A 26,253-nucleotide genomic window follows, 5' to 3' on the forward strand; every position below is an offset into this window, starting at 1 on the left:
ATCCGCGCGCAAAAGGCCGGACATATGAGCGCAAGCGATCCGATCAAACTATCTCACCAAGCCTTGCAAGCAGGGGGCCGTCCACATATGAGCACCGGAAGCGCAGGTATCAGCCATTTGCAGGCCGACCTCACCTGTCTCTACCCAGCCGCGCCGCTGCCCCATGGGCCGTGGAAAGCCCCCTGCTCGCCGATGCGCTCGAAGCCGTGCGCGCCGAAGAAATCGCGCTGCGCCTGGATCAGGTTCGAGGTGCCGCGGCCCTGGCGATAGCTGTCGAAATAGGCGAGTGCCGACGCCAGCGCCGGCACCGGTGATCCCGCTTCCGATGCCTTGGCGACGATGCGCCGGAGCGACGGATGCGCCTCCTGCATCATGGCGATGAAGGCCGGCGCCATCAGGAGGTTGGTGGCAGCGCCGCCGGAGCCGAAGGCTTCCGCCATCGTGTCGAGCATCTGCGAGCGGATGATGCAGCCGGCGCGCCAGATCTTGGCGATGGTCGGCATCGGCAGGTTCCAGTTGAACTCCTTCGAGGCGCCGCTCATCACCGCGAAACCTTGCGCATAGGCGGCGATCTTGCCGGCGAGCAGCGCCAGCTCCAGATCCTTCAAAAGAGCGGCCTTGTCGCCAGCAATCCTGGTCACGCCGATATTGCCATAGGCCTTTTCCGCCGCCTGGCGCTCATCCTTGATCGACGACAGCACGCGCGCCGCAACCGCGGCCTCGATCGCCGTCGCCGGGATCCCGAGCTGCTGCGCCTCGATGACGGACCATTTGCCGGTGCCTTTCTGGCCGGCGCGGTCGAGGATGATATCGACCACCGGCTTGCCGGTCTTCGGATCGTCGGCGGCCAGCACCTTGGCGGTGATCTCGATCAGATAGGAATCGAGCCGGCCCCTGTTCCAGTCTTCGAAGACCTTGCCGATCTCCTTCGGCCCCATGCCGAGACCGTCGCGCAGGATGCCGTAGATCTCGGCGATCATCTGCATGTCGGCATATTCGATGCCATTGTGGATGGTTTTGACGAAATGCCCGGCGCCGTCGGTGCCGAGCCAGGCGGCGCAGGGCTCACCCTTGAACTTGGCCGAGATCGCGGTCAGCACGCTTTCGACGCGCTTCCAGGACTCTTCGGTGCCACCGACCATGATCGACGGCCCGTGGCGCGCCCCCTCCTCGCCACCGGACACACCCATGCCAATGAAGGTGAGGCCCGAGCCCGACAGCTCGGAAAAGCGCCGCATTGTGTCGCGGAAATTGGCGTTGCCGGCATCGATGACGATGTCGTTGGCCGACAGCACGCCACGCAGCGCTTCGATCTGCTCGTCGACCGGCTTGCCGGCCAGCACCATGATGATGATCGGACGCGGCGGCCGGATGGCTTCGGCGAGTTCCTCCAGGCTGTAGCAAGGCACCACTCTGTCCCGTAGCGCACCGGCGCTTTCGAGGAAAGCATCCGTGCGCGCCCTGGTGCGGTTGAAAACGGCGATGCGGTGCCCATGCTCGGCAATGTTGAGCGCCAGGTTGGAGCCCATCGTGCCAAGGCCGATCAGGCCGATTTCGGCTTTTTCCATCGTTTCTTCCCTGTTTTCGAATTTTGTTTGTTTGAGCCCGCGATTTGCGGGGATGATTGACGGCCCTTTCGGGCCGCGTCAACCGCTTCGCCGATTTGTGTTGGGTGGATTGTCTCGCCCAACTCGCGCGGTGCCGTATGGCAGTCCGGCTTTACGGCCGGATATCGATAGGCGCCTCGATCTTCACGATGTCGAAGTCCGAAACCAGAATATCGAGCCGCGCCGTCCAGCGGCCGGGAACCGGGATGACGAGATTGTCGACGCGCCAGCTGCCGTCGCCCGGCTTGGTCGCCGGACGCTTTATCGGCTCGATGCCGGAATCGGGCTTGGACAGCACCAGCGTCACTTCCTTGGCGTCGAGCGGTCCGAAATCGCCGGTCATGATGACGATGGAGGCGGTGACCTCCCCGGTGTGGCCGGGCGTGATGTCGATGTCGGCCATCGCCTTCAGCGTGTGGATATGGGTCGACGTCGGCTGCGCCGCGGCAATCGCCAGCGCCCGTGGCGGCGGCGTGAAGCGCCAGCCAGCGGCAGCGCCGAAGATCAGGAGTACGATCAGCATTTCGACTGAGATCGAACGGCTGAGCCGGCGCCGCACTTCCGTCGCTCCGGCCTCGGCCAAGGCGGTGAGCCGCCAGCGATTGACCGCTGCCAGCGTGAACAGAAACACCAGCAGCGCCAGCTTGATCAGCAGCAGCCGGCCATAGGCGGTGTTGACGAGTGCCGCCGGCGTCTGCACCTGGATGATTGCGAGCACTGTGCCTGCCCCTATAAGCATCGCCACCACAGGCATGATCGTGCGTGAAAACCGCCCCAGAAACACGCCGGCGTCGGCCGATTGGCTGTTCAGCGCCAGGCCGAGCGGCAGCAGCGCCCCGGCCCAGAAGGCGATGCCGGCGCCATGCAGGAACACCATCGGCCGCGTCAGCCATTGCGGTTCGGCCGCACTGGCATGGCCGCTGGCGGCAAGGGCCGCGCCGACACCGGCCAGCCCGGCGAGCGCCAGCGGCCTGGCGCCGGCGCGCGGCCCGACCAGCGACAAAAGGCCAAGCCCGAGCGCCGCCAGCGAAATCAGCACCGTCCAGCCGAAACTGGTGGCGAGCCCGGTCCGCCAGACCAGCGGTTGCCCCAGCCGGGCGAGCGGCGCGCCCAACGCATCCAGCCCCTGGAACCCGAGCGACAGCGGGGCGGCTACCAGACCGCACAGGATTGCGGCAATGACGAAACGTTGGCCTGAGTGCACACCTTGCGCCAGCCATGTCAGCGCGAAGGCGCCGCCGACGCCGAGGAAAAGCCCGATGTAGAGAAGAACCTTGCCGGTCCAGATCGCTGACCGCAAATCCATGTCGATGGCTTCCGCCACCGCCGGCGCCGCGCTTGGCGCGCCGACGGAAAACAGCACCGAGCCCGCGACCGGATGGCCGTCGGCGGAAATCACCCGCCAGCTCAAGACATGCGTGCCTGGCCCAAGCTTTTGCGGATTGTCGATCGCGACCGTCTGGTCGTTGAGCCGGAACGAGGTCAGCGCAACAGGCGTACCGTCGGGCCGCACCAGGGTCAGCACCAGCGGCGACACCGGCTCGCTGAAGGTCAGCGAAAATTGCGTCGGCGTTTGCGCCAGCACAGCGCCGTCGGCCGGGTCGGCCTTGATCAGCGCCGCATGGGCAAAGGCCTGGTTTGGCGTGGCGAGGACGGCAAGAAGCAGGATCGTGGCCAGCAGGCCGAAGCACCTGCCGACTGTCCGTTCTATCCGCTGGAAACAGGCCACGCTCATGCCATCCACCAAAACAGTGGCGCGCCGCTTCGAAGCAGCGCGCCACCAATGCATCACTTCTTGGGCAGCAGGTTGAGGCCGGGCGCCGGATCTTCCAGCGCATCCTCATCCTGGCCAGCCGCCGGAATCTCTATCCAACGCGTGGTGGCGCCATCGCATTCCTGCACCACCGGAAAATAGAGTTTTTGGCCGACCGGCAGATCGGCGGCCAGGGTGCCGCGGAAGACGAATTCGTCGTAAAATTCATCCGGCAGGCTGCCGCCGCTCCAGTCGACTTCCTTGACGCCCGACGCCACCGCCTCGCCATAGAGCTGATAGGATTTCTCGTACTTGCCGTTCTTGACCTGCAGCGTCCAGCCGGGCTTGGGCATCGGCTTCACTCCGATCACCCCTTCCGGGATCTGCACGCGCACGGCAATCGTCGCCTTGCCGTCGCAGCCATGCGGCACCCGCAGCACAGCCTTGTAGGTCGAGCCGACCGGCGCTTCCTGTGTTTCAAGCGTGATATGGGCGAAGGCGGCACTCGTCCCCAGGACAAGGAATGCAGCGGCCGGCAAAAGATACTTGTTCATGATGGTCCCTCTCGAAAAATCGGTTGGCAATAATTGGTCAGTCGTTGTCTTCCTGAGGCGGTGCGCTGCCTATGGCTTGCACGGCGAACTCGACAGTCACCGCTCCGGCCTTTTCGAAGGTCAGCGTGGCGGCAAACATCTGGCCCTCTTTGGGCCGCTGCTTCAGATCCATGAACATTATGTGGTAGGCGCCGGGTCCCAGCGTCACCTTGCCGCCAGCCGGGATGTCCAGGCCGCCCTCGACCGGGTGCATGGTCATGACGCCATCCTTCACCCCCATTTCATGCAGTTCGGCCTTGCCCGAAATGTCGGAGGCAATCGACAGCAGCCGGTCCGGCGCGCTGCCCTTGTTGACGATGGTGAAGTAGCCGCCGGCAACCTTGGCGCCGGCCGGCGTGGCGCGCGACCAGGGATGCTCGATCTCGATGTCACCGACCTTGAACTCATGCGCGAAGGCGAAATGGGCGCCGCCTGCGAATACAAGTGCAAAGGCGAGCGCGGCGGCACGAAGAAAATGGGGCATGGGTAGGCTCCATGAATATGAGGTCGCGCCGTTTCCGGTCGCGAACGATATCGGTCATTGGATGATTGTCGCTCGCGCAGGTTACGCGAGATGCCGCAGTTTCAGGCCGTAACCGGCGGCGCGCGCGGATTGGCCGGAGAACGCTCGCGGGTGAAATCAAGATGCCTGGTTATCGGAACGACAAAGGAAACAGTTTCGAAGGACAGGCTGACCGGCGTCATGCCGACACCGGGCGGCGGCGCATAGGCAACCGAGGCCATGCTGCAGCCAAGCATGCAGCATGCCGGCATATGCTGCTGGTGCGGATCGCCGCCGGGAAGCTGGACCGCTCCCTCATGGGTGCAGATGACGTTGCCGAATGCGTCGAGCTGCGAGACGTCCGGCGCCGTGCCGAAAGCAAAGGCGCCGAGCGTCGACTGGAGCAGCAACACACAGGCCGCGACAAACGCGGCCGTCATGCTCCATCTTTGGCGCCGGATGTTCAAAAACCTGCCTCTTCACGCAGCAACGGCAGATACCTAGCACGCGCCACGCGGCCGGAAAATCGCCAAATCACCGCTGCGGCAACGCGGCGCGTTAAGAAGCGATCCGACCGATTTCCGGAATCGAGGTCAGCAACGTGTTGCGCGCCGACTTCAGATGTTTGCGGCAGGCGGCATCGACCTTGCCGAGATCGCGCGATTTCAGGGCCGCGATATAGGCGAGATGCTCGCCAACCGCGACTTCGTTGCGCTCGCGCTCCTGCGCCTTGTTCCACTGGTAGTGGTAGTGGAAGATCATGGCGATGACGTCGTAGAAATCGACAATGAAGCGATTGTGCGAGGCGCGGTGGATCAGCCGGTGAAAGCGCTCGTCGAGCTCCGAGAATTCGTTGAAGCGGGTGGCGATCTCGCTGGCCAGTAGCCGGTGCTCGTCCTCCAGGCGGTCGAGGTCGGCCCACACCGGGCTGTCTTGCGGCAGCGCCGCAAAGGCCGCCGCCGAGCGTATCTCGAACATCTCGCGGATTTCGGTCAATTCGAGCGCGAAGGCGCGCGTAAAGCCTTTCAGCACCCAATGGCTGTTGCGTCGCTTCTCGATCAGGCCGAAGCGCGAGAACCGGATCAGGAACTCGCGCACGCTGGTGGTGCCAACACCGATCTCGCGCGCCAGTTCGAGCTCGTTGATCTGCATGCCGGCCTCGGCGCCGCCGGCGAGCAGCCTGCGCATGAACGAGCGCTCGATGATCTGGGCCAGCGTGTCGGTCTCTTCCTCGGGGAAGAAATCGTCCGGCTTCGGCGCCCTGAGCACGGTCTTGCTACGCTTGTTCCAGGCGATAAGCCCGGTCTCTTCCATGCGCGCCAGGATGGTGCGCACCGTGGTGCGGCTGACGCCGAGCAAAGTGCCAAGCTCCGGCTCCGACGGCAGGCTCTGCGTTTCATCGAGCAGCCGCAGACCCCTGTTGTAAGCGTCCTTGTAGACGTTGTTGCTCTTCGACATCCCTGCCCCGTTGCGCGCCGGCGCTTGCTGTGGCTGGCTTGAAGCGCGATATCACTATGTCCCTAGCGCATGACCCGGCAAAGCAAAACGCCTTGCGTGTCAGACGCGGCTCCCTACAACCCACGCGTCCATCGGATGCATGGTCTCCTCCTGAAAAAACAATTGACGCACAAATGTTTTTTCCCGATAAAAGACATTATATGGAAACAGACGCGTGTCAATCCGCGCATCCCCCAGGAACAGACCCAGGAAACTGCCCGTGAACGCCTCGAACAGCATTCTTCTGTCCCCCGCCGACAATGTCGCGGTCGCCAATGGCCGCATCGAGATCGGCACCGCTCTGCCCGGCGGCGCCGTCGCGACGGCCTTGATCGAGCCTGGCCACAAGGTGGCGATCAAGCCTATCGCCGCCGGCGAGGCGGTGGTCAAGTATGCCCAGGCCATCGGCCGCGCCACGCAGGACATCGCACCCGGCGAGCATGTCCATTCGCACAATCTGGTTTTCGAGAGCGGCCGCCTGCCGGTGGTGCCGCCGAGCGAGGCCGAGCACGCGACGGAAGCCGATCGCGCCCGCACCTTCATGGGCTATCGCCGCGCCGACGGCCGCGCCGGCACCCGCAACTTCATCGGCATCATTGCCAGCGTCAATTGCTCGGCCACCGTTTGCCATGCCATCGCCGACGAAGCCAACCGCACGCTCTTGCCGAAATATCCGGGCATCGACGGCTTCGTGCCGATCGTCCATGGCCAGGGCTGCGGCATGAGCGCCACCGGCGACGGCATGATGGTGCTGCATCGCACGCTGGCCGGCTACACCCGCCATCCGAATTTCGGCGGCGTGCTGATGGTAGGCCTCGGCTGCGAGGTCAACCAGCTCACCCTTTACGGCCAGAAGGGTGCGGCCGCCGGAAAACGCCATTTCAATATCCAGGACGCCGGCGGCTCGCGCAAATCGGTGGAGAAGGCGATGGGCGTGCTCGCCGAAATCGCCGAGGAAGTCGGCACATTGCAGCGTGAGCCGATCCCGGTCAGCGAGATCGTTGTCGGCCTGCAATGTGGTGGCTCCGACGGCATGTCGGGCATCACGGCCAATCCAGCACTTGGTGCGGCCGTCGACATCCTGGCCGGCGTCGGCGGCATCGGCATCCTGTCCGAGACGACGGAGATCTATGGCGCCGAGCATCTGCTCGCCTATCGCGCGGCAACGCCGGAGATCGCCAAGAAGCTCGACGGTTTCGTCAAGTGGTGGGAAGATCACGTCGCCAAGCATGGTGCCTCGATCGACAACAACCCTTCGCCCGGCAACAAGCGCGGCGGCCTGACCACCATTCTGGAAAAGTCGCTGGGTGCGGTCGCCAAAGGCGGCCAGACGCCGCTCAACGGCGTCTTCGGCTATGCCGAGAAGGTCACCGGCAGCGGCCTGGTGTTCATGGACACGCCCGGCTACGACCCGGTCTCGGCGACCGGCCAAGTGGCGGGCGGCGCCAACATCATCGTCTTCACCACCGGCCGCGGCTCCTGCTTCGGCTGCCGGCCGACGCCGTCGATCAAGGTCGCCACCAACTCGACCATGTACCACCAGATGGAAGAGGACATGGACGTCAATTGCGGCGTCATCGCCTCGGGTGAAAAGACCATCGCCGGCATGGGCCGTGAGCTCTTCGAACTGATCGTCGAGACGGCATCGGGCCGCAAGACCAAGAGCGAGGCGTTCGGCTACGGCGACAACGAATTCGTGCCGTGGCACCTCGGCGCAACACTCTAAAACACTGACCAAAAAACTGCGGGCTGCAAAAGTGAGTCCGCAAGGGGAGGCTTTGGATGGACAAACGCCGCATCGGCACGACTGCGCTCGAGGTCACCGAGATAAGCTTCGGCGGGGCGGCGATCGGCGGCCTCTACCGGGCCTGCCCGCGCGAGGCGGCGATGGAGACGCTGCAGACCGCCTGGGAAGCCGGCTTGCGCTATTTCGACACCGCGCCCTTCTATGGCTTCGGCCTGTCGGAACGGCGGACCGGTGATTTCCTGCGCTACAAGCCGCGAGACTCCTATGTTCTGTCGACCAAGGTCGGGCGCCTGTTTCGCCCCGTGCCGGAAGATCAGGTTCCCGATCATTCCTATGTCGACCCGCTGCCTTTCGCGCTCGACTGCGACTATTCCTATGACGGCATCATGCGCTCGGTCGAGTTCTCCTATGCGCGGCTCGGGCTAAACCGGATAGACATCCTGTTTGTTCACGACATCGGCACCTACACGCATGGTGTCGAGAAGACGAAAGTGCATTTTCGCCAGCTGATGGATGGCGGCTTGAAGGCTCTGGAAGAGCTGAAATCGTCCGGCGTCATTTCCGCCTATGGGCTCGGCGTCAACGAGGTGCAAATCTGTCTCGACGTGCTGCGCGAAGCCCCGCTCGACTGCATCCTGCTCGCCAGCCGTTATTCGCTGCTCGATCGCTCGGCTGAGGCCGACCTTTTGCCGCTCTGCCGGCAGCGGCAGACTTCGCTGATCATAGGCGGCGTCTTCAACTCCGGCATCCTGGCGACCGGCCCCGTACATGGCGCACATTTCGACTATGCGCCGGCGACGGAGGACATCTTGGAGCGCGTCGACGCGATGGAGAAAATCGCCACCGAGGGTGGCTATCCGCTGGCGGCGGCCGCGCTGCAGTTCCCGTTGCACCAACCGGTCGTGGCCAGCGTACTGACCGGAACAGCCAAAGCCGCCAATCTGACACGCAATCTCGACCTGTTCGACGTCGAGGTGCCGCAAACGGAATTCGCAAAATATGCTCCTTACACCGTCGTTCAGGAACTCGGATGACGACGATCGCGCGATTCTCAAGAAAGAATGAACATTCCATATTGACTAGATGATGGAATTAATATTCCATCGCAATCAAGGAGGATCGGGAGCGTCTGGACGGGGCATTGAGGATCGGCAAGGAGGCTTCTCCGCCGAGCCATGCGCAGGCTGATATGAAACACCGCTTGCGTCGGCTGGATCGATGCACTATCAAAAAGCGGTAACTGTTTTTTATTGATAAAGTTCTGTTTGGGCCGCGCCTATCCGAATGGAGCTTCCGTAACCTTCACCGGGCGATCTAGGGAGGAACCCTCATGAAATTTGTGACCAGCATTCTCAACCGCCGCTCACTCGTCGCGCTCGCAGCCGCCTCGATGCTTGCCGGTGCGCTGCACACGGCGCCGGCTTCGGCGGCGGATGTGACCATTCCGATCATCGTCAAGGACACCACGTCCTTCTACTGGCAGATCGTTTTGGCCGGCGCCCGCAAGGCCGGCAAGGACCTCGGCGTCAACGTGCCGGAACTCGGCGCCCAGGCTGAGACGGACGTCAACGGCCAGATCTCGATCCTCGAGAACGCCGTTGCCGGCAACCCGGCTGCCGTCGTCATCGCTCCGACCGAGGCCAAGGCGCTCGGAAAGCCGATCGACGAGGCCGCCACCAAGGTCAAGGTCATCGGCATCGACTCCGGCGCCGACTCCAAGGCCTTCACCTCGTTCCTGACCACCGACAACGTCCAGGGCGGCCGCGTCGCAGCTGACGGTCTTGCCGCTGCCATCGGCGCCGCCAATGGTGGCAAGGTCGAGGGCAAGGTTGCGCTGATCACCGCACTGCCCGGCGCCGGCTCGCTCGAACAGCGCGCACAGGGCTTCAAGGAACAGCTCAAGGCCAAATATCCAGGCCTTGAACTGGTCGCCGACAAGTATGCCGACGGCCAGGCCACCACCGGCCTTAACATCGCCACCGACCTGATCACCGCCAATCCGGACCTCAAGGGCATCTTCGCGTCCAACCTGATTATGGCGCAGGGCGTCGGCCAGGCGATCGCCGAGAACAACCTTGCCGGTAAGGTCGGGCTGATCGGCTTCGACAGCGACGAGAAGCTGATCAAGTTCCTCAATGACGGCGTCATCTCCGGCCTCGTCGTCCAGGACCCCTACCGGATGGGCTATGACGGCATCAAGACCGCACTCGCCGCCTCGAAGGGCGAGAAGGTCGAAGCCAATGTCGACACCGGCGCCAATCTGGTGACCAAGGCCAACATGAAAGAGCCGAAGATCGACGCGCTGCTCAACCCGAAACTCTGAGCCGCATCCATCTCGAAAACTGTTTCCGGGGCTCCTCGCGCGCCCCGGAAACATCCCGCAAGCTGCCACAACCGGCTTGGAAATTCATGCGCTTGGGCTAGGCTGTTTTTGAGGCGTGTCCATGCCACGCCACGTGCCAATCGCAAGGCCAATCTGGGAGGATTGTCATGACGTCGACGGCGCAGGAACTGCACCCGCACCCAACGCTGGAGCCCGGCAGGACAATCCTCGAACTCAAGGGCCTCGAAAAGCGCTATCCCGGCACGCATGCCCTGAAGCCGGTGAACCTCGCTTTCAAGTCCGGCGAGATCCATGCCATCGTCGGCGAGAACGGCGCCGGCAAATCCACCCTAATCAAGCTTCTGACCGGCGTCATGCCGCGCACCTCAGGCGACGTCATCTGGGAAGGCAAGCCGGCGACTCTGGCGACACCGCACGAAGCGATGGCGCTCGGCATCAACGCCGTGCACCAGGAGGTCGTGCTCTGCCGACACCTTACCGTCGCCGCCAACATGTTCCTCGGCGAGGAAGACTCCCGCTTCGGCATCCTGCAACAGCGTGCCATGGTCAGGGAGGCGCAGAAGATCATCGACGGTCTCGGCTTCGACCTGCCGGCGCACGTCGTGCTAGGCGACCTCACCATCGGGCAGCAGCAGCTGATCGCCGCCGCCCGCGCCACGGTGCGCGGCACCAAGTTCCTGATCTTCGACGAGCCGACCGCCTACCTCACCCGCAAGGAGGCCGACCAGCTGTTCACGCTGATCCGGCGGCTGAAAGGCGAAGGCGTCACCATCATCTACATCAGCCACCGTATGGAAGAGGTGTTCGAACTCGCCGACCGTGTCTCGGTGCTGCGCGACGGCACGCTGGTCGGCACCCGCAATATTGCCGAGACCAACGACGCCGAGCTGGTCAAGATGATGATCAATCGCTCGATCGAGCAGGTCTACCACAAGGAACATTTCACGCCCGGCGCGATGATTGTCGAGACAAGGAACCTGTCGGGCAAAGGGTTTGAGAATGTCTCGATGTCAGTACGTGCCGGCGAGATCGTGGGGCTCTACGGCCTGATCGGCGCCGGGCGCAGCGAATTCGTCACCACGCTTTACGGCCGCCATCGCAAGTCGGCCGGCCAGATTCTCTGGGAAGGCAAGGAAGTCCAGGTCAACTCCGAGCACGACGCGATCAGGCTCGGCATGGCGCTGGCGCCTGAAAGCCGCCGCGACCAGGGCCTATGCCTGAACCTGCCCGTAGGCCTCAACCTCAATCTGCCGATCTACAAGCGCATATCCAGGAACATGCTGATCTCCGGCGCAAAGGAGAAGGCCGAGGCCGATCGCCAGATCGCCGACCTCCGGATCAAGACGCCGACACGCGGCGCCCTCGCCTCCAGCCTGTCGGGCGGCAACCAGCAGAAGATCGTCATTGGCAAGTGGCTGGCGCACGGCGCCAAGCTGTTCATCTTCGACGAGCCGACGGTCGGCGTCGATGTCGGCACCAAGGCCGAGATCTACCGCCTGTTCGGCGCGCTTTTGTCCAAGGGCGCCGGCATCATCCTGATCTCGTCGTACCTGCCGGAAGTCTATGAGCTGGCCGACACGCTGCACGTCTTCCGGCGCGGCAAGCTGGTGGCCACGCACGGGTTCCGCAGCGCCGACCACGAGGAAATTCTCTCTCAGGCGCTCGCCGAGAAACAAGAAAAAAAGGGAGGTCAGACATGAGCACCGAGGCCATTGCCGCCGAAAAGCCGAAGCGCAACTACAACGCCCTGTTCGGGTTGACGCTGCTGGCGCTGCTGGTTCTGCTTTGGATCATCCTGTCGGTGTCGACGCAGAGCTTCGCCTCGGCCAACAACATCTCGAACCTGCTGCGCCAGGGCTCGATGATCGCTATCCTGGCGGTCGGCCAGACCTTCGTCATCATCACCGGCGGTATCGATCTATCCGTCGGCGCCGTGGTCGGCTTCGCCACCGTCATCGCCGCCATGCTGATCAACGCCGGCGTGCCGGTTTTCCTCGCCATCCTGATCACGCTTCTGGTCGGCGTCGCCATCGGCATGTTCCACGGCTTCGGCATCGTCAAAATGGGCCTGCCGCCTTTCATCATCACGCTGGCGACGCTCACCTCGCTGCGCGGCATCGGCCTGTTGATGACCAACGGCAACTCGATCTCGATCAACAACGACGCTTTCCAGGAGTTCTCGCGCAACTCCTTCGTTGGCGTCCCCAATCTGTTCTGGATGGTGATCCTGGTCGGCATTCCGGCTTACATCTTCCTGCATCACAGCCGCTGGGGCCGCTATCTGTTCTCGGTCGGCTCCAACGCCGAGGCCTCGCGCCTGTCGGGCGTCAATGTCCAGCGCACGATCTACATGGCCTACACGCTGTCGGGCCTGTGCGCCGCCTTTGTCGGCGTGCTGCTGGCCTCCCGCATTGGTATCGGCAACCCGACCCAGGCCGAGGGCTGGGAACTGCAGGCGATCGCCTCCTCGGTGATCGGCGGCACCTCGCTGTTCGGCGCCGTCGGCTCCGTGCACGGGCCGCTGCTTGGCGCCTTCATCCTCGCCACCATCAACAACGGCGCCAACCTCTTGAACGTCAACGCCTTCTGGCAGCGCATCATTACCGGCGCGCTGATCATCATCATCGTCTATTTCGACGGCCTGCGCCGTCGCGGCAAATAATCCTCCCTGACTGCGCCGGTCCGCTCGACGGACCGGCGCCTTTTTTGAACACTGGAATTGCTGAATGAAAGCCGTTGTCTGCCGCTCGCCCGGCGATCTTGTCCTGGAAGACCGCGCCGCGCCCGGCGCACCGCCTGCCGGCTGGGCGCTGGTCGCGGTCAGCCATGTCGGCATATGCGGGACCGACTACCACATCTTCGAGGGCAAGCACCCGTTCCTTGCCTACCCCCGCATCATGGGCCACGAAGTGTCGGGCACCATCGTCGAGGCCGGTGAAGGCGTCGACCTCGCCGTCGGCGAGCCCGTCATCATCAACCCCTACCTCGCTTGCGGCAAATGCATCGCCTGCCGGCAGGGCAAGCCGAATTGCTGTGTGCGGATCGAAGTGCTCGGCGTGCATCGCGATGGCGCCATGGCCGAGCAGATCCTGGTGCCGGCACAGAATCTTTATCCGGCAAACGGCCTGTCGCTGGCCGATGCCGCTGCCGTCGAATTTCTCGCGATCGGCGCGCATGCCGTGCGCCGTGCCCGCGCCGAACCAGGCGCCCGCACGCTGGTCATCGGCGCAGGGCCGATCGGGCTTGGCACGGCGATCTTCGCCCGCATTGCCGGGCTCGATGTCAGCCTGCTCGACATGAGCACGGAGCGGCTGGATTTTGCCAAAGGCGAACTCGGCTTCGCCACGCTCGACGGCTCGCAAAAGGCGGCAGCCGAACTGGTGCGCGATGCAACCGGCGCCGAAGGCTTCGACGTAGTTTTCGACGCCACCGGCAACACCGCCTCGGTGCAATCTGCCTTCGCCCACGTCGCGCATGGCGGCACGCTGGTACTGGTCAGCGTCGTCAAGGACGACATCGTCTTCTCCGACCCCGAATTCCACAAGCGCGAGATGACGCTGATAGGCAGCCGCAATGCGCTCAAGGCCGACTTCGACCATGTCGCCGCCTCGATCCGCAACGGCGCCGTGCCGCTGGCGAAACTCGTCACCCATCGCACGACGCTGGCCGGCACGCCGTACGATCTCGCCCGCTGGGCGCACGAGAAATCCGGGCTGATCAAAGCTGTGATCGAGATCGCGTAGGGCCAGCAGGCGGGCTTACAGCGCCGACAGTTTCAGCTCCACCCGCTCCGCTGGAAACCGCGTTTCGGAGAACTGGACCGGTCGGCCATCCGTTGTGACATTGACGGCGACGGCGACCAGCACGATGGCCCCCGGCTGCAGGTTGAGGTCGGCAAGGTCGGCGGCATCGGCATGGCGTGCCGACAGCACCGTCGATTGCCTGAGATAATCATCCACGCCGAAACGCCGGAGCGAGGCGGTGATCGAACCGGTCTCCGCCATCACGGCATCGATGCCTGCGAAACGCTTGGCCTCGTACCAGCTGGCGGCGCGCGACACCGGCCGGCCGTCGGCCTCGCCGCGCGTCTCCAGCCGGATCACCTCTGTGCCCCTGGCAAGGTCGAGACCTTCGGCGACGCGCTGGCTGGCCGACTCGACTGCTGATGTAAGCAACACGATGTGCCGTTCCGACGTCTGCCCTTGCAGGCCCGTCGAAAACCGCGTGCGGGCGCCGATCGGGTAGGACAGCCGCTTGCGCGACAACACGAAGGTGCCGCGCCCCTGCTCGGCCCGCAGCACGCCTTCCTGTACCAGCGCCGATATGGCGCTGCGCACTGTGTGGCGGTTGACGCCGTAGCGCTCAGCCAGCGCCACTTCCGGCGGCAGCGCGGCATTCTCGGCAAAATCGCCGGCGGCGATCGAATGCAGGATCTGGTCGGCGATCTGCCGCCACAAAGAGACGCCGCTGCGCCGTTCAATGCTGCTCGCCATCTGTTGCCCGGCCATTTTCGCCCCGATCACGCCCATGTCATCCACCCGTCATGGACACGGGTTAGATAATAGGTATAATTTGTATAATTGTCTATATCACTAGACAAATTTTACACATTCAGGGAGTTGCTGCATGCGAGGACAGGAGGCCCGCGACCAGGCCGATCGCAAAGCCGTCATGGCGACGCTGGCGCAGGCGAGCGGCGACGACATCGCCCGGCTCTGGAACGAGGCCGGCCTGACCTCGGAAGCCGAGCTTCTGCGCGGGCCGGAAACCGGCCTGGTCACCGTACGCGGCCGCATCGGCGGCGGCGGCGCGCCCTTCAATGTCGGCGAGACCACGGTCACCCGCGCCACCGTGCGGCTGCCGACCGGGCAGGTCGGCCACAGTTACATGCTCGGCCGCGACCGGAAGAAGGCGAAGCTGGCGGCGATCGCCGACGCGCTCTGGCAGGACCCAGCCCAGCGCCAGACGGTCGAGACCGCGCTGGTGGCGCCGCTGCGGGCCGCCCAAGGCGAGACACGAGAAAAGCGCCGCGCCGAGACGGCGGCAACGAAAGTGGATTTCTTCACGATGGTGCGCGGAGAAGACTGATGGACATCGCAGCCCAATCGATCGACGGCGGTTTCGCCGATCCGGTGTTCAACGCCCAGACCGTCTTCCGCGCCGTCATGGACGCCATGGCGCGGCCGGGCAGCGTTCAGCCTCTGCCGGCCTTCACCCGCCCGCCGGCGCCGCTGTCGGCCACCGCCGGCGCCATCGCGCTGGCGCTGTGCGACAACGACACCCCGCTCTGGCTCGATCCTGCTCTGCAGGCGTCCGCGGCGGTCAAATCCTGGCTCGGCTTCCACGCCGGCGCCCCGCTTGCCAACACGCCGGCCGATGCGCATTTCGCCTTGATCGCCAACCCGGCGGAGATGGCGGCGCTCGACGGCTTTTCGCAAGGCACGCAGGACTACCCCGATCGCTCGACGACGCTGATCCTGCAGGTCGGCAATCTCGTCTCTGGCGCGCCGCTGCTGCTCGAAGGTCCCGGCATCGAAAAGACCGCGACCATCGCGCCGGCGCAGATGCCGCGGCACTTCGTCGAACAGTGGAAGCAGAACATCAGCCGCTTTCCGCGCGGCGTCGACATCATCCTCGCGGCGCCCGACGGCGTCGCCTGCCTGCCGCGCACGACACGCATCAAGACGATGGAGGCGTAAAAATGTATGTCGCGGTAAAAGGCGGTGAAGCCGCAATTGCCAATGCCCACAGCCTGCTCGCCGACCGCCGGCGCGGCGACCGTTCGGTGCCGGCACTGCGCCTCGACCAGATCGTCGAGCAGCTGGCGCTCGGCGTCGACCGGGTGATGAGCGAAGGCTCGCTTTACGATCGTGAACTGGCCGCGCTCGCCATCGTCCAGGCGCGCGGCGACATGATCGAGGCGATCTTCCTGGTGCGCGCCTACCGCACCACGCTGCCGCGCTTCGGCTACAGCAACCCGATCGACACCGGCGCCATGCTGGTCGAGCGGCGCGTGTCGGCGACCTACAAGGATTTGCCCGGCGGCCAGTTGCTTGGGCCGACCTTCGACTATACCCACCGGCTGCTCGACCCCGAGCTTGCCGCCGGTGCCGATGTCGCCGAGCCGCTGCAGCGCGAGACGGAAGCGCAGGCGATGCCGCGCGTTTCGGCGATCCTTGCCCGCGAAGGCCTGATCGAGCCGGACGGCGAGATGCCGCAGGACCATGTTCCCGGCGACATCACCCGTGAGCCGCTGGAATTTCCGATGGCGCGCGACATCCGTCTGCAGGCGCTGTCACGCGGCGATGAAGGATTTTTGCTCGCGCTCGGCTATTCGACGCAGCGAGGCTATGCGCGCAACCATCCCTTTGTCGGCGAGATCCGCATCGGCGAGGTCGAACTGGAGCTCGACGTGCCGGAACTGCCCTTCGCCGTGCCGCTCGGCCGTGTTCGCGTCACCGAGTGCCAGATGGTCAACCAGTTCAAGGGTTCGGCCAAGGCGCCGCCGCAATTCACCCGCGGTTACGGCCTCGTCTTCGGCCAGAGCGAGCGCAAGGCGATGGCCATGGCGCTTTGCGACCGGGCACTGCGCGCGAGCGAACTCGGCGAGGATGTCGTTGCCGCCGCGCAGGACGAGGAATTCGTCATCTCGCATTCCGACAATGTCCAGGCGACCGGCTTCGTCGAGCACCTGAAGCTGCCGCACTATGTCGACTTCCAGGCCGAGCTCGATTTGGTGCGCCGCATGCGCGCCGAGCATGACGCGCGTGAAAATGCCGACATGCTGGAAGACAAGAAGGAGGCCGCGGAATGAGCCTAGTCGCCCGCCCCGCCGTGACCGCCGCCGCTATCGTGCGAATGGCCACCATGTCCTCCACTGTAGCCGCTGCCGTAGCCACCGGTGGCGCCGCCAACCGTCTCGCCGTGCGCGCCTTCCCTGGCTGCGGGAAGAACCATTCTTCGAAGGATAAAGGCGACCACGCCGACGAACACCAGCAGCAGAATTCCAAGATGTATCCAACCGGTCTGGGTCATCCGATTTCGCCCCTGTTTCCGCGTCCTGGACGCCCGTTCGATAGCACAATGTGGATGTGATCGCCATGACCGACATCGCCACCTACAACTTCGCCTATCTCGACGAACAGACCAAAAGGATGATCCGCCGGGCGATCCTCAAGGGCATCGCCATACCCGGCTATCAGGTTCCCTTCGCTTCGCGCGAAATGCCGATGCCCTATGGCTGGGGCACGGGCGGCGTGCAGGTCACGGCGTCAATTATCAGCCCCGACGATGTGCTGAAGGTCATCGACCAGGGCGCCGACGACACCACCAATGCCGTCTCGATCCGCGCCTTCTTCAAGAAGGTCGCCAATGTCGCTGTCACCACCGACACGGCATCAGCCTCGATCATCCAGACCCGCCACCGCATCCCCGAACATCCGCTGAGCGCCGGCCAGGTTCTGGTCTATCAGGTTCCGATTCCCGAGCCGCTGCGCTTCCTCGAGCCGCGCGAGACCGAGACCCGCAAAATGCATGCGCTGGAAGAATATGGCCTCATGCATGTGAAGCTCTACGAGGACATCGCAAAGCACGGCCGCATCGCCACCACCTATGCCTATCCGGTCAAGGTCGAAGGCCGCTATGTCATGGACCCGTCGCCGACGCCGAAATTCGACAATCCCAAGATGCACCGCTCGCCGGCCTTGCAATTGTTTGGCGCCGGCCGCGAAAAGCGCATCTACGCCGTGCCGCCCTTCACCGATGTCGTCAGCCTCGACTTCGAGGACCATCCGTTCGAGGTGCAGACCTTCGACCAGCCTTGTGCGCTGTGCGCCGCCGAGAACGTCTATCTCGACGAGGTCATCCTCGACGACCATGGCGGCCACATGTTCGTCTGTTCCGACACCGACCATTGCGAGAAAAGGCGCAACGCCCCTACCTCCCCCTTGTGGGGAGGTCGCGCCGAAGGCGCGGGTGGGGGTCTTGATCAATCCACGTTCCACTCAACCCCCACCCCGGCGCTACGCGCCGACCCTCCCCACAAGGGGGAGGGTAAGGAGGCCGAATGACCGACGAACCGCTGCTGCGCGTCTCGGCGCTATCCAAATTCTACGGCTCTCGCGTCGGCTGCGAGAACGTCACCTTCGATCTCTGGCCGGGTGAAGTTCTGGCTGTCGTCGGCGAATCCGGCTCCGGCAAGACGACGCTGCTCAACTGCCTGTCGACGAGGCTGCTGCCCTCTTCCGGCACCGCCAGCTACCGCATGCGCGACGGCCAGTTCCGCGAGCTCTACCGCATGAGCGAGGCCGAACGCCGCTTCCTGATGCGCACCGACTGGGGCTTTGTTCATCAGAATCCCGCCGACGGCTTGCGCATGACGGTGTCTGCCGGCGCCAATGTCGGCGAGCGGCTGATGGCGGTCGGTGACCGCCATTACGGCAAGATCCGCGCCACCGCCGTCGACTGGCTGTCGCGTGTCGAGATCGACGAGGACCGCATCGACGACGAGCCGCGCGCCTTTTCCGGCGGTATGCGCCAGCGCCTGCAGATCGCCCGCAACCTCGTCACCGGCCCGCGGCTGGTGTTCATGGATGAGCCTACCGGCGGCCTCGACGTCTCGGTGCAGGCGCGCCTGCTCGATCTGCTGCGCGGCCTGGTCACCGATCTTGGTCTTGCCGCGATCGTCGTCACCCACGACCTCGCCGTGGCGCGGCTCCTGTCCCAGCGCATGATGGTGATGAAGGACGGCCGCGTCGTCGAAAGCGGCCTCACCGATCGCGTCCTCGACGATCCGCGTGCGCCCTATACGCAATTGCTTGTTTCCTCGATCCTGCAGGTGTGAGAATGCCGACGCCCCTCGTTGTCTCCGACGTCGCCAAGAGCTTCACCATGCATCTGCGCGACGGCATCAAACTGCCGGTTGTCGCCGGGGTCTCATTCGCAATCAGAGCCGGCGAATGCGCCGTGCTCGGCGGCCCCTCGGGCGCCGGCAAGAGTTCGATCCTGAAAATGCTCTATGGCAACTATGCCGTCGATGAAGGCCAGATCATCGTCCAGCATGAGGGCGGCCTGATCGATCTCGCCACGGCCAGCCCGCGCACGGTGCTCTCGGTACGCCGCCAGACGATCGGCTATGTCAGCCAGTTCCTGCGCACGGTACCGCGCGTCTCGGCGCTGGACGTCGTGGCCGAGCCACTGGTCGAGCGCGGCGAGGAGCGCGAAGTCGCGCGAACGAAGGCCCGGTCGCTTTTGGCGCAGCTCAATCTGCCGGAAAAACTCTGGGCGCTGCCGCCGGCAACCTTCTCCGGCGGCGAACAGCAGCGCGTCAACATCGCGCGCGGTTTCATCACCGAGCATCCGGTCCTGCTGCTCGACGAGCCGACCGCTTCGCTCGATGCGAAAAACCGCGACGTGGTTGTTGCGCTGATCGCCGCCAAGAAGGCGGCGGGCGTCGCTTTGCTCGGCATCTTCCATGACCTGGATGTCCGTGATGCCGTCGCCGATCGCATCATCGACGTCACCTCTTTCGCCGCCGGAAAAATCGCCGCATGAGCAGGAAATTGTCGGAGGCGCCATTCGTCCACGAAACGGCGCAGGTCGAAAACTCGACATTGGGTCGCTGGACCGAGATCGCCGACCGCAGCCGGGTGTCCGAGAGCATCCTCGGCGACTATTCCTACATGATGCAGGACTGCGCCGTCTGGTGCGCGACGATCGGCAAGTTTTCCAACATCGCAGCAAGTGTGCGCATCAACGCCACCAACCACCCGACCTGGCGGCCGACGCTGCATCACTTCACCTACCGCGCCTCCGACTATTGGGACGATGCCGAGCACGAAACAGAATTCTTCGCTCAGCGGCGTGCCAAGCGCGTCACCATCGGCCACGACACCTGGCTCGGCCACGGCTCGACCATCCTTCCCGGCGTGACTGTCGGCGACGGCGCCGCGGTCGGCGCCGGCGCTGTCGTGTCGAAGGATGTCGCCCCCTACACCATCGTCGGCGGTGTGCCGGCAAAGCCGATCCGCGAGCGCTTCGACCGCCGCACGGCGGAGCGCTACCAGGCGCTTGCCTGGTGGGATTGGGACCATACCAGGCTGCGCGCCGCGCTCGACAATTTTCGCGAGCTGTCGGCCGAGGCTTTCCTGGAGAAATATGGCGGCTAGCCCCAACCGTTGCGCGTTTCGCCGACGTTCAGGAAAATGCGTTGATGCTAAAATACGGGATGTTTGAGGGTTTCAGGCAGCCCTTGCGAAGGGACATTCCCGCACCTCCGGCCTCTGGCGTGAAGCCCGGAATCGTGACAGCCTTTGTCGTTCTGATCTTTTTCGGCATCCTTGCCGCGATCTGGCTTTAGTCCATCCCACGCGGGTTCCTGACCGTGCCGACCATTCGTCCCGCCACACCGGCCGACGCAGATGCGATCTGGTCCATTCTCGAACCCGTCCTGCGGGCCGGCGAAACTTATGCGCTGCCTCGCGACTGGAATCGCGACCAAGCGCTGGGCTACTGGTTTTCCGATGGGCACGACGTGTTCGTGGCGGAAGAAGCCGGCGATGTGATTGGCTGCTATTATCTTCATGCCAACCAACGCGGCGGCGGCGCGCATGTCGCCAATTGCGGCTACGTCACGTCGGCGGCTTCGAGCGGCCGCGGCGTCGCCACTGCGATGTGCGAGCATTCCTTGCAACGCGCTGCCGAGCGCGGCTTCCGCGCCATGCGGTTCAACTTTGTCATCAGCAGCAACGAGCGCGCGGTGAAGCTGTGGCTTCGGCTGGGCTTCGACATTGTCGGCACGATCCCGCAAGCATTCGACCATCCGCGGCTGGGCTATATCGACGCTTTCGTGATGCATCGCATGCTGTAGAGGCGTGCAGTTTCACACCCTTGACACATGACTCGGACAGGACGCCTTCTCCCGAAGGAGATCGCCCATGCTCGCCACAGTCAGACCCTCGCTCGCCTCCTTCTTCGAAGGCGCCAATCCGACGCCACCCACCCATCTCGGCACCCGTTACGACGCGGCTGGCAATTTCCTCCTCGAGCCCGGCAACACGGTGGTCAGCCACCTTGTCCAGGGCTCGCCATCGGAAGCAGCGGTCATCGAGGTGCGCGAGCGCATGCGCGCCATGCCGGATGCCGACCGGCTGGCCTTCACGCCCATCTCCAGCCTGCACATGACGCTGTTCCAGGGCATTATCGAATATCGCCGCCGCCTGCCTTACTGGCCGCAGGACGTGTCGCTCGACACCAGCATCGACGCCATGACCAGCCTCTATCTGGAGCGCTTGAAAGGCTTCCGGGGCCGCGGCCCATTCAAGATCGAGGTGATCGAAGTCGTGCCGACCGGGCTCACCGTTGCCGGCGCGACGGAGGAGGACCGGCGCGTCATGAGCGCATGGCGCGACGCGCTGTCGGTGCCGTTCTGCTACCGCCACCCCGATCACGACGCTTACGCCTTCCACATCACCTTTGCCTACCAGATCCAGCGCCTCGCCGATGACAGGGCCGCCGCTTGGCAGGACCTCTTGGACGACAGTCTCGCCGAGTTCGCCCGCAGGGCGCCGGTGATCGAGTTGCAGCCGCCGGCCTTCTGCAACTTCAAGGACATGAAGCATTTCGAGGAGTTGCTGGTGCTGGGCTGACCACCGGCACCACCGCCGGCGCACGGGTCTGTGGGCGGTAACAAAACTGACATCAATCCGACACCGCAGGTTCATGCGGCTGCGCTAGCGAGGGTTAACAGACCTTCAAACTGCGACCGGACTGAAAGTTACGCCATGTCAGCAACGCTCGAAATCCGCGGCGTGTCCCGCCGATTTGGCAAGAACACCGCCGTCAGCGCCATCGACCTGTCGATCCCGCAGGGCCAGATGGTCGGCATCATCGGTCGTTCCGGCGCCGGCAAGTCCACCCTTCTTCGCATGATCAACCGTCTCATCGACCCCAGCCAAGGGTCGATTTTTTTTGACGGCGCCGAGGTTTCCCGGCTGCGCGGCTCACCTTTGCGGCGCTGGCAACGCGACTGCGCCATGATCTTCCAGCAGTTCAACCTTGTGCCGCGCCTCGACGTCCTGACCAACGTTCTGCTTGGCCGGCTCAATCACCGTTCGACCGTCTCCAATCTGCTCGGCATGTTTACCCGCGCCGAATGCGCCGAGGCGGTCGCGGCGCTCGAACGCCTCGATATCGCCCGCACCGCACTTCAGCCCGCCGGCACGCTGTCCGGCGGCCAGCAGCAGCGTGTCGCCATTGCCCGCGCCATGATGCAGCAGCCCAAGGTGCTGCTCGCCGACGAGCCGATCGCCTCGCTCGACCCGCTCAACGCCAAGGTGGTGATGGACTCGTTGCAGGACATCAATCTGCGCGAGGGCATCACCGTCGTCACCAACCTGCACACGTTGGACACCGCGCGGGCCTATTGCAACCGCATCATCGGCATGGCCGCTGGCAAGGTCGTCTTCGACGGCGCGCCGGAAGAGCTCAACCGCGAAGCCGTGCGCCAGGTCTACGGCGCCGACAGCAATGGCGCTGAAATCTCCGAGGCCATCACCTCGACCAGCATCGCCTACAAGCAAAAGATCGAAGCATCCGCCAGCCCGCTCGAGCCGGCATTCCCGGGATACTGAGCGGCTGGGATCGTCAGCCCGCGTCAAGGGCATCTGTCAAATCAAGAACGCTGCCGGCGCGGGGCCGGAACCTACAGGAGAGATAAAATGTTCAGGAAGATGGTTTTCGGCGCCGTATCGGTGCTCGCCATGGCGACCAGCACTGCTCATGCGGCCGACATGAAGGAATTCCGCGTCGGCATCCTTGGCGGCGAGAACGAAACCGACCGTCTGCGCAACTACCAGTGCCTGGCCGACCATCTGAAGACCGAATTCGGCTTCGAAAAAGTGTCGCTGTTCCCGGCCGCCGACTATGACGGCGTCATCCAGGGCCTGCTCGGTGGCACGCTCGACTTCGCCGAACTCGGCGCTTCCGGTTACGCCAGCGTCTACATCAAGGACCCGAAGGCGGTCACCCCGATCCTCACCACCCAGCAGACCGACGGCGCCACCGGCTATTATTCGATCGGCCTGGCGCTGAAGTCCTCGGGCATTACCGACATCAAGTCGGCCAAGGGCAAGAAGCTCGGCTACGCCGATCCGGATTCGACCTCGGGCTACCTGATCCCGCTGACCCAGATCCCGAAGGACACCGGCGCCTCGAACGACGCCTTCTTCGCCTCGACCCAGTTCAATGGCGGCCATGAGAACAACATCCTCGCCGTGCGCGACGGCAAGGTCGACGTTGCGGTTGACGATTCTTCGGGCATCGGCGACTTCAAGAACGGCTACACCTCCGGCACCTTCCACAAGGTAACCGCCAAGGGCGCCGTCGACCCCAACGACTTCGTCGAAGTGTGGCGTTCCGGCCTGATCCCGAACGGCCCGCTGGTCGTGCGCACCGCGCTCGGCGACGACATGACCGCCAAGCTCACCGCGTTCTTCACCGACCTGCCGAAGAAGGACAAGGCCTGCTTCGAAGGCGTCGAAGGCGGCGACTTCACCGGTTACGTTCCGGTCAAGCCTGACTTCTACAACGTCATCGTCGAAGCCCGTAAGGCAGCCATCGGCGGCTAACGGCGAAATCGAAAGGGGCGGTGCTCAAAGCACCGCCCTTTTTGCATCTCGGATCATGACCCTTTCCGTCACAGCGCCCTCGGGCGTCACCCATCAGATGGCCGATGCCTGGCGGCGCCAGACATCGCTGCGTCGGCTCTACACCGTGCTCGGCGTCGGCCTGCTGCTTGCCGCGATGCTTTCCAGCATGTGGTTCGCCGACGAGGCCAACGCCGGCCACTTCTGGGACCGGCTGCCGCACATCCTCGATTTCCTCAGCTGGCTGATTCCCAAGGACTGGAACGACGTCTGGCGGGCGCTGTTCGACATTGCCTCCCCACATGACACCGGCACCCAGGAATTCAACTTCCCGCTCGGTCGCATCTACATCTGGGGCGGCTTCTACATCCCCGAATATTTCGAGCTGATGCTGATCACGGTCAACGTGGCGCTGGTCTCGACTTTCATCGGCTTCATCTTCGCCGTGCCGTTTTCTTTCATCGCCGCGCGCAACCTGACGCCGCATCCGGCGCTGCGGCTCGTCGTCAAGCGCTTCATGGAATTGCTGCGCGCCTTTCCGGAGATCGTCATTGCCGGCCTGTTCGCGGCCATCGTCTCGACAGGCCCGATCGCCGCCATCATCGCCATTGGCCTGCATTCGATCGGCGCGCTCGGCAAGCTGTTCTACGAGATCAACGAGAACATCGACATGCGCGCCGAGGAAGGCCTGAAAGCGGTCGGCGCCAACTGGTTCGAGCGGGTGCGTTTCGCTGACCTGCCGCAGGTGCTGCCCAATTTCATGTCCTACACGCTGCTGCGCGTCGAGATCAATGTGCGGGCATCGACCATCATCGGCGCCGTCGGCGGCGGCGGCATCGGCGAGGAATTGAAGCTCTCCATCTCGCGCGGCTTCGGCGCCAAGACACTGGCGCTGGTGCTGCTCCTGTTCACGACGATCTTTATCATCGACCAGTTTTCCGCCTGGCTGCGCCGCAAGCTGGTGGGTGAGCACGCTTTCCTGATGGGCGGGGCCTGACTATGGCGATGACTGTCGACGAGATCAAAGCCATCGAGGACCGCTATCCGCTCGTGTTCCATCGCCCGTTCCACCAGCGCTTCTGGCCGCTGTTCCTGGTCGCCGGCACCGTGCTTTACCTCATTTACGCCTTGTGGTTCTTCAACCTGCCGCAAGTGATGCGGGACTCGCATTGGGAGCGCCTGCCGCTCTTCCTGTCGCAATGGATCAGCTACGATCTGCAGCCGGAATTCCGCCTCGACCAGCCCGAGATCACGCCGAAATACCCGCGCTTTTCCGCCCTTGGCGACAACCCCAATCCCGACTGGGTCGTTCGGAATGCGGACGGCACCTTCACCGTCCTGATCGACGGCAAGGCCAAGTCCGTCACCTTCGACAAAACCAAGGCGACGATTGTCGCCAATGGCCAGACGGTGCCGGTCGCGCTGACCAGCGGCAAGCCGGTGATATCAGGACCGGTGCCCGACTGGATCACCGCGCATGACGACGAGATCGTCGCCAAGATGGGTTTTGTCGGCGAGGTGCGCGTCACCGTCGACCGCGTGAAGGTGCGCAAGCGCTTCCTCGGCTGGGCGAATTTCGTCTTCGACACGCGCTCGCCCTTCTTCGGCAAGTCGGCCGGTGAAGTGATCTCGCTGATCTGGTCAGGACCCGATCTGAAGCCCGGCACCTCGAACCTCGCTCTGGCGGGCGACAACATCTGGAACAATGCGCAGTGGCAGCACGGCGACGTCTGGACAAAACTGCTGCAGACCATCGTCATGGCGTTTCTCGGCACCTTGCTCGGCGCTTTCGTCGCCTTTCCGCTGGCCTTCTTCGCCGCCCGCAACATCACGCCGAGCGGGCTGCTCAGCCAGGTACTCAAGCGCTTCTTCGATTTCATGCGCTCGGTCGATATGCTGATCTGGGCACTGTTCTTCACCCGCGCCTTCGGCCCCGGACCGCTGGCTGGCAGTGCCGCGATCTTCTTCACCGAGATCGGCACGCTCGGCAAAACCTATTCGGAAAGCCTGGAAAACATCGATGACAAGCCACGCGAAGGCATCAAGTCCACCGGCGCCAATGGCCTGCTGGTGCAGCGCTACGGCGTCATGCCGGAAGTGATCCCGGTCTTCATCAGCCAGACGCTCTACCAGTGGGAATCCAACACAAGAGGCGCCACCATCATCGGCGCCGTCGGCGCCGGCGGCATCGGCCTGAAACTCTGGGAAGCGATGCGCACCAACTCCAATTGGGCCAACGTCTTCTACATGGTGCTGCTGACGCTGTTGGTCGTCTTCGTCTTCGACAACATCTCGAATTTTTTGCGCCGAAGGCTCAGCCGCACGCTGCATGACTACAACAGATTGCAGGCGGCGCAGGGCTGACCTTGCTGCGCTGAACCGGCGAGAGGCAGGCGGGACAGCGCCCCCCTCTGTCCTGCCGGACATCTCCCCCACTTTGGGGCAGGGGAATCGCAGATAAGTTGATTGGCTCTTGCCAAGTAGGAAAAGAGGGATTCTTGAGAGGCTTTCTCGCTACAGAGGAGGCCGCGGTGCCGTTGATTATGTCTATCCTGCGAGAGGTTCGA

Annotated in this window: 27 protein-coding genes and 1 pseudogene; 19 read left to right on the forward strand and 9 right to left on the reverse strand. The window is 64.0% G+C overall.

Features of this window, described 5'->3' with window-relative positions; genetic code table 11:
* Window positions 1-140: 140 nt before the first annotated feature.
* The 7 genes from gnd to JQK88_RS34035 form a co-directional block, all read right to left on the reverse strand.
* Window positions 141-1,568 (reverse strand): NADP-dependent phosphogluconate dehydrogenase, encoded by a 1,428-nt coding sequence (gene gnd / locus JQK88_RS34005; protein WP_203280939.1) that lies wholly within the window; start codon window positions 1,566-1,568, stop codon window positions 141-143.
* Window positions 1,569-1,719: 151 nt separating this feature from the next.
* On the reverse strand, window positions 1,720-3,342 hold the full coding sequence (locus tag JQK88_RS34010; RefSeq protein WP_203280940.1) for a copper resistance CopC/CopD family protein: 1,623 nt from the start codon (window positions 3,340-3,342) through the stop codon (window positions 1,720-1,722).
* 53 nt (window positions 3,343-3,395) lie between these two features.
* Entirely contained in the window at window positions 3,396-3,914 is a 519-nt protein-coding gene (locus tag JQK88_RS34015) for a YcnI family copper-binding membrane protein (RefSeq protein ID WP_192259207.1), read from the reverse strand.
* Between the two features lie 37 nt (window positions 3,915-3,951).
* Entirely contained in the window at window positions 3,952-4,437 is a 486-nt protein-coding gene (locus JQK88_RS34020) for a copper chaperone PCu(A)C (RefSeq protein WP_192259208.1), read from the reverse strand.
* Window positions 4,438-4,538: 101 nt separating this feature from the next.
* Complete coding sequence (locus JQK88_RS34025) at window positions 4,539-4,895, reverse strand: DUF2946 family protein (protein ID WP_192259209.1); 357 nt, start codon at window positions 4,893-4,895, stop codon at window positions 4,539-4,541.
* A gap of 118 nt (window positions 4,896-5,013) precedes the next feature.
* Window positions 5,014-5,913 (reverse strand): GntR family transcriptional regulator, encoded by a 900-nt coding sequence (locus JQK88_RS34030; protein WP_192259210.1) that lies wholly within the window; start codon window positions 5,911-5,913, stop codon window positions 5,014-5,016.
* A gap of 99 nt (window positions 5,914-6,012) precedes the next feature.
* Window positions 6,013-6,192: a hypothetical protein gene (locus JQK88_RS34035; RefSeq protein WP_203280941.1), complete on the reverse strand. Its 180-nt coding sequence runs from the start codon at window positions 6,190-6,192 to the stop codon at window positions 6,013-6,015.
* Here JQK88_RS34035 and JQK88_RS34040 point away from each other — a divergent pair.
* The 6 genes from JQK88_RS34040 to JQK88_RS34065 all read left to right on the forward strand — a co-directional run bounded on the left by JQK88_RS34040 (window position 6,173) and on the right by JQK88_RS34065 (window position 13,786).
* Window positions 6,173-7,678, forward strand: coding sequence for a UxaA family hydrolase (locus JQK88_RS34040; RefSeq protein WP_192259211.1), 1,506 nt, complete (start codon window positions 6,173-6,175; stop codon window positions 7,676-7,678). The two genes, JQK88_RS34035 and JQK88_RS34040, sit on opposite strands and share 20 nt — an antisense overlap.
* Before the next feature lie 56 nt (window positions 7,679-7,734).
* Window positions 7,735-8,733 carry an aldo/keto reductase gene (locus JQK88_RS34045; protein ID WP_192259212.1) on the forward strand — a complete coding sequence of 333 codons (999 nt, stop codon included), beginning with the start codon at window positions 7,735-7,737 and terminating at the stop codon, window positions 8,731-8,733.
* A gap of 296 nt (window positions 8,734-9,029) precedes the next feature.
* Window positions 9,030-10,022, forward strand: coding sequence for an ABC transporter substrate-binding protein (locus JQK88_RS34050; RefSeq protein ID WP_192259213.1), 993 nt, complete (start codon window positions 9,030-9,032; stop codon window positions 10,020-10,022).
* 167 nt (window positions 10,023-10,189) lie between these two features.
* On the forward strand, window positions 10,190-11,743 hold the full coding sequence (locus JQK88_RS34055) for a sugar ABC transporter ATP-binding protein (RefSeq protein WP_203280942.1): 1,554 nt from the start codon (window positions 10,190-10,192) through the stop codon (window positions 11,741-11,743).
* Window positions 11,740-12,705 (forward strand): ABC transporter permease, encoded by a 966-nt coding sequence (locus JQK88_RS34060; protein ID WP_192259215.1) that lies wholly within the window; start codon window positions 11,740-11,742, stop codon window positions 12,703-12,705. The genes JQK88_RS34055 and JQK88_RS34060 overlap by 4 nt, the downstream gene beginning before the upstream one ends.
* 64 nt (window positions 12,706-12,769) lie before the next feature.
* Complete coding sequence (locus JQK88_RS34065) at window positions 12,770-13,786, forward strand: zinc-binding alcohol dehydrogenase family protein (RefSeq protein WP_203280943.1); 1,017 nt, start codon at window positions 12,770-12,772, stop codon at window positions 13,784-13,786.
* 15 nt (window positions 13,787-13,801) lie between these two features.
* Here JQK88_RS34065 and phnF read toward each other — a convergent pair whose 3' ends face one another.
* The gene (gene phnF, locus JQK88_RS34070; RefSeq protein WP_192259252.1) at window positions 13,802-14,551 is read right to left on the reverse strand and encodes a phosphonate metabolism transcriptional regulator PhnF; all 750 of its coding nucleotides are present in this window, start codon (window positions 14,549-14,551) and stop codon (window positions 13,802-13,804) included.
* Between the two features lie 118 nt (window positions 14,552-14,669).
* On the opposite strand from phnF, the gene phnG reads away from it, so the two are divergent.
* Genes phnG through JQK88_RS34085 form a run of 3 tightly spaced genes read left to right on the forward strand, consistent with a single transcriptional unit; the run spans window position 14,670 to window position 16,857 of the window.
* Window positions 14,670-15,131: a phosphonate C-P lyase system protein PhnG gene (gene phnG, locus JQK88_RS34075; RefSeq protein ID WP_192259217.1), complete on the forward strand. Its 462-nt coding sequence runs from the start codon at window positions 14,670-14,672 to the stop codon at window positions 15,129-15,131.
* The gene (gene phnH, locus JQK88_RS34080) at window positions 15,131-15,742 is read left to right on the forward strand and encodes a phosphonate C-P lyase system protein PhnH (protein WP_192259218.1); all 612 of its coding nucleotides are present in this window, start codon (window positions 15,131-15,133) and stop codon (window positions 15,740-15,742) included. Before phnG ends, phnH begins: the two co-directional genes overlap by 1 nt.
* A 2-nt stretch (window positions 15,743-15,744) precedes the next feature.
* Complete coding sequence (locus tag JQK88_RS34085; RefSeq protein ID WP_192259219.1) at window positions 15,745-16,857, forward strand: carbon-phosphorus lyase complex subunit; 1,113 nt, start codon at window positions 15,745-15,747, stop codon at window positions 16,855-16,857.
* Between the two features lie 2 nt (window positions 16,858-16,859).
* Here JQK88_RS34085 and JQK88_RS34090 read toward each other — a convergent pair whose 3' ends face one another.
* Window positions 16,860-17,078, reverse strand: coding sequence for a hypothetical protein (locus JQK88_RS34090; RefSeq protein WP_203280944.1), 219 nt, complete (start codon window positions 17,076-17,078; stop codon window positions 16,860-16,862).
* Between the two features lie 65 nt (window positions 17,079-17,143).
* On the opposite strand from JQK88_RS34090, the pseudogene JQK88_RS34095 reads away from it, so the two are divergent.
* The 10 genes and pseudogenes from JQK88_RS34095 to phnE (JQK88_RS34140) all read left to right on the forward strand — a co-directional run.
* A pseudogene (locus tag JQK88_RS34095) lies at window positions 17,144-17,971 on the forward strand (alpha-D-ribose 1-methylphosphonate 5-phosphate C-P-lyase PhnJ); the annotation flags it as partial.
* A gap of 137 nt (window positions 17,972-18,108) precedes the next feature.
* Window positions 18,109-18,885, forward strand: a complete 777-nt coding sequence (gene phnK / locus JQK88_RS34100; RefSeq protein WP_065009749.1) for a phosphonate C-P lyase system protein PhnK — start codon at window positions 18,109-18,111, stop codon at window positions 18,883-18,885.
* A 2-nt stretch (window positions 18,886-18,887) separates the two neighbouring features.
* Window positions 18,888-19,595: a phosphonate C-P lyase system protein PhnL gene (gene phnL, locus JQK88_RS34105; RefSeq protein ID WP_192259221.1), complete on the forward strand. Its 708-nt coding sequence runs from the start codon at window positions 18,888-18,890 to the stop codon at window positions 19,593-19,595.
* On the forward strand, window positions 19,592-20,209 hold the full coding sequence (locus JQK88_RS34110; RefSeq protein WP_192259222.1) for a DapH/DapD/GlmU-related protein: 618 nt from the start codon (window positions 19,592-19,594) through the stop codon (window positions 20,207-20,209). The genes phnL and JQK88_RS34110 overlap by 4 nt, the downstream gene beginning before the upstream one ends.
* A 209-nt stretch (window positions 20,210-20,418) precedes the next feature.
* Window positions 20,419-20,910, forward strand: coding sequence for a GNAT family N-acetyltransferase (locus JQK88_RS34115; protein WP_203280950.1), 492 nt, complete (start codon window positions 20,419-20,421; stop codon window positions 20,908-20,910).
* Window positions 20,911-20,977: 67 nt separating this feature from the next.
* Window positions 20,978-21,688 carry a DUF1868 domain-containing protein gene (locus JQK88_RS34120; protein ID WP_203280945.1) on the forward strand — a complete coding sequence of 237 codons (711 nt, stop codon included), beginning with the start codon at window positions 20,978-20,980 and terminating at the stop codon, window positions 21,686-21,688.
* A gap of 135 nt (window positions 21,689-21,823) precedes the next feature.
* Window positions 21,824-22,672 carry a phosphonate ABC transporter ATP-binding protein gene (gene phnC, locus JQK88_RS34125; protein WP_192259225.1) on the forward strand — a complete coding sequence of 283 codons (849 nt, stop codon included), beginning with the start codon at window positions 21,824-21,826 and terminating at the stop codon, window positions 22,670-22,672.
* Between the two features lie 87 nt (window positions 22,673-22,759).
* Window positions 22,760-23,668, forward strand: a complete 909-nt coding sequence (gene phnD / locus JQK88_RS34130; RefSeq protein WP_203280947.1) for a phosphonate ABC transporter substrate-binding protein — start codon at window positions 22,760-22,762, stop codon at window positions 23,666-23,668.
* 55 nt (window positions 23,669-23,723) lie between these two features.
* On the forward strand, window positions 23,724-24,683 hold the full coding sequence (phnE, locus tag JQK88_RS34135) for a phosphonate ABC transporter, permease protein PhnE (protein WP_203280948.1): 960 nt from the start codon (window positions 23,724-23,726) through the stop codon (window positions 24,681-24,683).
* 8 nt (window positions 24,684-24,691) lie between these two features.
* Window positions 24,692-26,050 carry a phosphonate ABC transporter, permease protein PhnE gene (gene phnE / locus JQK88_RS34140; RefSeq protein ID WP_203280952.1) on the forward strand — a complete coding sequence of 453 codons (1,359 nt, stop codon included), beginning with the start codon at window positions 24,692-24,694 and terminating at the stop codon, window positions 26,048-26,050.
* The last annotated feature ends 203 nt before the right edge of the window (window positions 26,051-26,253 follow it).

The sequence above is a fragment of the Mesorhizobium caraganae genome (assembly GCF_016836705.1).
Lineage (GTDB): Bacteria > Pseudomonadota > Alphaproteobacteria > Rhizobiales > Rhizobiaceae > Mesorhizobium > Mesorhizobium caraganae.